General features: G+C 68.6%; 6 protein-coding genes. 4 read left to right on the top strand and 2 right to left on the bottom strand.

The genetic code is table 11. The features are described from left to right. From AX690_RS11700 to AX690_RS11685, 4 genes are all read left to right on the top strand, one after another. Positions 1 to 455: FKBP-type peptidyl-prolyl cis-trans isomerase (locus tag AX690_RS11700; RefSeq protein ID WP_066730384.1), on the top strand; the 455-nt coding region annotated here is incomplete at its 5' end. Between the two features lie 241 nt (positions 456 to 696). Then, the gene (locus AX690_RS11695) at positions 697 to 2,322 is read left to right on the top strand and encodes an ATP-binding protein (protein WP_231732181.1); all 1,626 of its coding nucleotides are present in this window, start codon (positions 697 to 699) and stop codon (positions 2,320 to 2,322) included. 166 nt (positions 2,323 to 2,488) lie between these two features. After that, the gene (locus tag AX690_RS11690) at positions 2,489 to 4,084 is read left to right on the top strand and encodes a flavin monoamine oxidase family protein (RefSeq protein ID WP_066683070.1); all 1,596 of its coding nucleotides are present in this window, start codon (positions 2,489 to 2,491) and stop codon (positions 4,082 to 4,084) included. Positions 4,085 to 4,086: 2 nt separating this feature from the next. Then, positions 4,087 to 4,509, top strand: a complete 423-nt coding sequence (locus tag AX690_RS11685; RefSeq protein ID WP_066730383.1) for a cytochrome c — start codon at positions 4,087 to 4,089, stop codon at positions 4,507 to 4,509. 132 nt (positions 4,510 to 4,641) lie between these two features. Here the strand turns inward: AX690_RS11685 and AX690_RS11680 are convergent, their stop codons facing one another. Both AX690_RS11680 and AX690_RS11675 read right to left on the bottom strand, forming a co-directional pair. Next, positions 4,642 to 5,112, bottom strand: a complete 471-nt coding sequence (locus tag AX690_RS11680; protein WP_066681193.1) for an SRPBCC family protein — start codon at positions 5,110 to 5,112, stop codon at positions 4,642 to 4,644. After that, a complete protein-coding gene (locus AX690_RS11675) occupies positions 5,109 to 5,417 on the bottom strand; it encodes a helix-turn-helix transcriptional regulator (RefSeq protein WP_231732179.1) in 309 nt (102 codons plus the stop codon). Before AX690_RS11675 ends, AX690_RS11680 begins: the two co-directional genes overlap by 4 nt. Between the last annotated feature and the right edge of the window lie 148 nt (positions 5,418 to 5,565).

Here is a 5,565-nt window from a genome sequence, read left to right as displayed (position 1 = left end):
CCCACGCCCAGACCCCGCAGCCGTCCCCGCCGCCGCAGCTGAACGCCGGCCCCTCGGCCAACGCCCAGGCGGCCAAGGCCTTCCTCGAGCAAAACGCCAAGGCGCCGGGCGTCGTCAGCCTGCCGTCCGGCCTGCAGTACAAGGTCGTGACCAGCGGCCCCAAGGACGGCCCCTCGCCGAAGCTGGGCGACATCATCAAGGTCAATTACGAGGGCAAGCTGCTGAACGGGCAGGTGTTTGACTCGAGCTTCGCGCGCGGCAAGGCGGCGATCATGCCGGCCGACGGCCTGATCCAGGGCTGGCTGGAAGCCTTGCCCAGGATGAAGGTCGGCGACGAGTGGACCCTCTACATCCCGCCGGAGCTGGGCTACGGCTCGCGCGACATGGGCGAGATCCCGCCCGACAGCGTGCTGATTTTCCGCCTGAAGCTGGAGGGCATGTTGGCGGTGGATTGATCCCAATCCTCCCCCTAGCGGGGGAGGCGGCGCGAAGCGCCGGAGGGGGAAGTCCTGCTGACCCGGCGTCTTCCCCCTCCGTCGTCGCTACGCGCCGACACCTCCCCCGCTGGGGGGAGGATTTAGCGTTTTCGCCTGCCTGTGGCTAAAGGCCGCGTTTTACGCTTCGCTATCCCTGGCGGCGTAAGGCGGTCGGATGGCGAGACCTGGTTCCTCTTCCCGCCGGACGCTCAACCGGCCCATGCGCCTCATCCAAGGGATGGTGGTGGCGGCGGCCGTCCTGGTGATCGTGGCGATCCTGGGCGGCCTGGCGCTGATGATCGTCACGGCCAGGACGCTGGATCACATCGAGGCCCAGGACGAGATCAGTCTGGCTGATCGATCGATCGCGCGCGACCTCGAACGGGTGCGGCGCGAGCTGACCTCCGCAACCCTGTGGGACAGCGCCTATCGGGCCATGGGCGCGAAGACCGATCTCGCCTGGGCCGACACGAACTTCGCTGGCTACTACAAGATCCAGTTCAGCCACGACGTGACGTTCGTGATGCGGTCGGGCGCCGTGGTCTACGCTTCCAGGGACGGCGTCAGGGCGTCCGAACAGGCCCTTGGGACTCTTCCCGCCCAGGCGAAGCCGATCGCCGACAAGATCGCGGATGACGCCCGCCGCGCCCTGGCGGCCGGGCGATTGGGCGCCGGCGCCGAGGCGGCGCGAACCGGACTGATGCGGAGCGACGGAGGAGTCTACCTCGTCGCCTTGGCCTCGGTCACGCCCGAGAGCAAGGCCGCGGCGGAGGCTTATCGCGGCCCGTCGGCGGTGGTCGTCACCGCGCGCCGGATCGACGCGGTTTTCCTTCGGGACTTCTCCGACGCCTACGGCCTGGACGGGCTGGAGCTGCGCGCCGCGCCGCGCGGCCAGAAGCCTTACGCCCCGCTGTCGGACATCAACGGCCGTCCGGTCGGCGTGCTGTCCTGGGACGCCAAGGATCCGGGGCTGTCGCTGCTCAAGACCCTGGCGCCGTGGCTGACGGTCGGGTTCGTAGTCATGGGCGTCGCCGCCATCCTGCTGTTCCGGCGCGTCGCCGAGGCCCTGGTCCAGCTGCGCGACAGCCGCCGCGCCCTGATCGCCGCCAAGACCGAGGCCGAGGCCGCTAACGCCGCCAAGACCCTGTTCCTGGCCAATATGAGCCACGAGATCCGCACGCCCTTGAACGGCGTGCTGGGCATGGCCCAGGTGATGGCGGCCGACACGCTGACCGAGCCCCAGGCCCGTCGCCTGCGGATCCTCGAAGAGTCCGGGCGCGCCCTGCTGGCCCTGCTGAACGACATCCTCGATATCGCCCGGCTGGAGAGCCACGCCGTGCGCTTGCGGTCCGACGCCTTCGATCTGGCCCCGATGGTCGAGGCCGCCTGCCTGGCCTTCTCCGGCGCGGCGGCGGTCAAGGGCCTGTCGCTGGCGGTTGATGTCGCGCCCGATATCCGGGGACGCTGGCGAGGCGACGCGATGCGGCTGCGCCAAGTGCTGGGCAACCTGGTCGCCAACGCGATCAAGTTCACCGAGCGCGGCGGGGTCACCGTCCGCGTCCGCCCCTCGACGCAAGGTCTGCGGTTCGAGGTCGAGGACACAGGCCCCGGCGTTCCCGCGGAATACCTGCCTGACCTGTTCAGGAGTTTTTCCCAGGTCGACGAGTCCTCGACGCGGCCTCACGAGGGGGCGGGGCTGGGGCTGTCGATCTGCCGCGAGCTGGTGCAGCTGATGGGCGGAACGATCGACGTCCACACGGCGCTGGGGCAGGGCTCCAGCTTCCACTTCGTCGTCCCCCTGGAGCGCGTCGCCGACGAGCGTCCGAGCCTGCGCGTGGTCAGATAGGGCGCTGCACAGTTCGCGCGCAACCAGGCCGTCCTTGTGCCGATAAATTCGCAGCCTTGGCCGCATCGTCCGGCCGGGTCGCCGTGAAGCCTCGCCGTCGGCGCAACGGCTGATAGCCCTTCTATCCGCACGCCGAAGTCGGCGGCGCGTGAGGGGAAGAGCTTACATGGACTCCGGTGTCAGGGCGCCGACACGGCGCCAACTTCTGTCCGCCATCGCCAAGGTCGGCGGGACGGCGGCGCTCTATCAGGCGATGACCACCCTGGGCCACGCGGCCGAGACCCAGTTCCACGGCCCGCCGAACCTGCAAGGCGCGCGGCCCGGCGCCAGCGTCATCGTGCTGGGCGCGGGCCTGGCCGGCATGCTGGCCGCCTACGAGCTGCGCAAGGCCGGCTACAAGGTTCAGATCCTGGAGTTCCAGAACCGTCCCGGCGGTCGCAACTGGTCGCTGCGGGGCGGCGACACCTATACCGAGCTGGGCGGCGCGACGCAGAAGGTCGCCTTCTCGCCCGGCAACTACCTGAACCCGGGACCCTGGCGGATCCCGCATCACCACCGGACCCTGCTGCACTATTGCAAGGCGTTCGGCGTGGCGCTGGAGCCGTTCATCCAGTTCAACCACTCCGGCTGGATCCACTCGTCCCAGGCCTTCGGCGGCAAGCCGGTGCGCTTCAACGCCGCAGCCGCCGACTTCGAGGGCAATATCGCCGAGCTGCTGGCCAAGTCGGTCAACGCCAAGGCTCTGGACGACACGGTCACGGCCGAGGACCGCGACAAGCTCTTGGAGGCCATGAAGGGCTGGGGCCTGCTGGACAACAATTACAAATATTCGCCCAGCCTGAAGGCCTCGTCGCACCGGGGTTACGAGCGGCCGCCGGGCGGCGGTGTCAATGGCGCCCCGATCCCGTCCAAGGACCTCTACAGCCTGCACGACGTGCTGGACCCGCAGGTCTGGACCGCGATGGGCTTCTTCATGAACCACGAGATGCAGACCACCATGTTCCAGCCGGTCGGCGGCATGGACATGATCGGCAAGGGCTTCGCCAAGCAGGTGGACGGCCTGATCACCTACAACGCCAAGGTCGGCAAGATCGCCCAGGACGACAAGGGCGTCACCGTCAGCTGGACCGACACCGTCACCGGCAAGGCTGTCGATTCCAAGGCCGACTGGTGCGTCTGTACGATCCCGCTGGGCGTGCTGGGCCAGATGGACCTTCAGGTCACCGACGAGATGATGGCGGCGATCAAGGCCGTGCCCTATTCCGGCCAGGTCAAGATCGGCCTCGAGATGAAGCGCCGCTTCTGGGAGGAAGACGACTACATCTACGGCGGCCACAGCTTCACCGACCAGGAGATCGCCCTGATCTCCTATCCGAACAACAACATGTTCAAGGACGGCCCGGCCGTGCTGTTGGGCGCCTTCGCCCGCGAGCTGGGCGCCTATCGCCTGGCCGGCATGACGCCCGAGCAGCGGATCGAGGTCGCCCTGGCGCAGGGCTCGGTGATCCATCCGGAGAGCTACCGCAAGGAGTTCCTGTCGGGCGCCTCGGTGGCCTGGAGCCGCGTGCCCTGGAGCCTGGGTTGCTGCGCCCGCTGGAACGAGGACACCCGCAAGCAGCACTACCAGACCCTGGTCGGCATGGACCGCCGGATCGTGCTGGCCGGCGAGCACGCCTCTTACGTCGGCTGCTGGATGGAGGGGGCGCTGCTCTCGTCCATCGACGCCATCACCCGTCTGCACAAGCGTGCGCTGGAGGCCTGATCATGAGGAAGATCGTTCTGACGGCGGCCCTGCTGGCGGCCTTCCCCGCCATGGCCCAGACGCCGGCGTCCGGCGGCGGCGACACCGGCGGCGGCATCGTCCGCGCGGCCAAGCCGGTGACCGGCGAGCAGGTCTACACCCAGGTCTGCCAGGCCTGCCACATGGCCGACGCCAAGGGCGGGGTGGGGGCGGGGACCATTCCGGCCCTGGCCTCGAACCCGAAGCTGGCCGGAGCGGCCTATCCGATCATGGTGGTGACCAGCGGCAAGGGCGGCATGCCCGGCTTCGTCGGCACGCTCAGCAACGCCCAGATGGCCGAGGCGATCACCTATGTCCGCACGCACTTCGGCAACAACTACGCCAAGCCGGTGACGGAAGCGGACGTGGCGAAGATGGCCAAGCCGCCGAGCGCGGGGGGGCATTGAAGCTGACTTCTTCCCCCTCTGGTGGAGGAGCGCCGAAGGCGCGGAGGGGGCAAGTGTGGAGCTAAATCACCTTACTCGCCCCCACCTGACCGCTTCGCGGTCGTCCTCCCCCGGAGGGGGCGGAAGAGCATCTCACCCCTCCACGATCGGCGCGATCTGCTCCATCAGCTGGCGCGTGCCGTCCTCGCGGCCTTCGGGGCTGTAGTAGCCGTCCAGGAACACCCCGACCTCGGTGATGACCAGGCGGGTCTTGGGGCCCTCCGGCCGCACTTCGATCGTCGAGACCGACACCGAGGCCAGGTTCTCGCCGTGGTGCATCCAGTAGGTGTAGACGATCCGCTCGTTCGGAACGATGTCGTGGTAGCGGCTGCGGAAGTGGTGCGGCAACTCGCCCGGCGGGCGGCTGACGGCGTAGTCCTCGCCGCCGACCCGAAAGTCCATGCCGCTTTCGGGCGGACCCCATTCCTCGGGGCCGTGGAACCACTGGGCCTTCTTCTCCGGATCTGCGAAGGCGGCGAACACCCGGGCGGGCGAGGCGGCGTAGACCCGCTCGACGACGAAGGTGGCGTGGATGGCGCTGCGGGCCGTGGGGCGCTCGGTCATTTCGTCTCCTCTTCCTCGGCGGCCAGGAACGCGCCCAGCCGATCAAGGCGCTGTTCCCACTGGGTGCGCCTCTGGTTGATCCATTGTTCGGCCAGGGACAGCGCCTCGGGACGGATCTGGCAGGTGCGCACCCGGCCGACCTTTTCCGACGTCACGATCCCGCCCGCCTCCAGCATGGCCAGGTGCTGCATGACCGCCGGCAGCGACATGTCCAGCGGCCGGGCCAGTTCGCTCACCGAGGCGGGGCCCCGGCTGAGCCGCTCGACCATGCTCCGCCGCGCGGGGTCCGCGAGGGCCTGGAACATCAGATCAAGCGAGGGCTGTTGGTTAGGCATGTGCTTAAGTATCGGGGCGGAGGGCGGATAGTCAAGTAGGTGCTTAAGTGTTTGGGTAAAAAGATGCTCCCCCGCGATGCGGGGGAGCTGTCGCGGAGCGACTGAGGGGGCAAGTGCT

Source organism: Caulobacter sp. CCH9-E1 (assembly GCF_001556515.1).
Lineage (GTDB): Bacteria > Pseudomonadota > Alphaproteobacteria > Caulobacterales > Caulobacteraceae > Caulobacter.
This window is presented reverse-complemented; position numbering and strand designations above follow the sequence as displayed.

Coding starts and splice junctions, on each gene's coding strand:
- AX690_RS11695 (WP_231732181.1), top strand. CDS start 697: ATGCGCCTCATCCAAGGGATGGTGGTGGCGGCGGCCGTCCTGGTGATC.
- AX690_RS11690 (WP_066683070.1), top strand. CDS start 2,489: ATGGACTCCGGTGTCAGGGCGCCGACACGGCGCCAACTTCTGTCCGCC.
- AX690_RS11685 (WP_066730383.1), top strand. CDS start 4,087: ATGAGGAAGATCGTTCTGACGGCGGCCCTGCTGGCGGCCTTCCCCGCC.
- AX690_RS11680 (WP_066681193.1), bottom strand. CDS start 5,112: ATGACCGAGCGCCCCACGGCCCGCAGCGCCATCCACGCCACCTTCGTC.
- AX690_RS11675 (WP_231732179.1), bottom strand. CDS start 5,417: ATGTTCCAGGCCCTCGCGGACCCCGCGCGGCGGAGCATGGTCGAGCGG.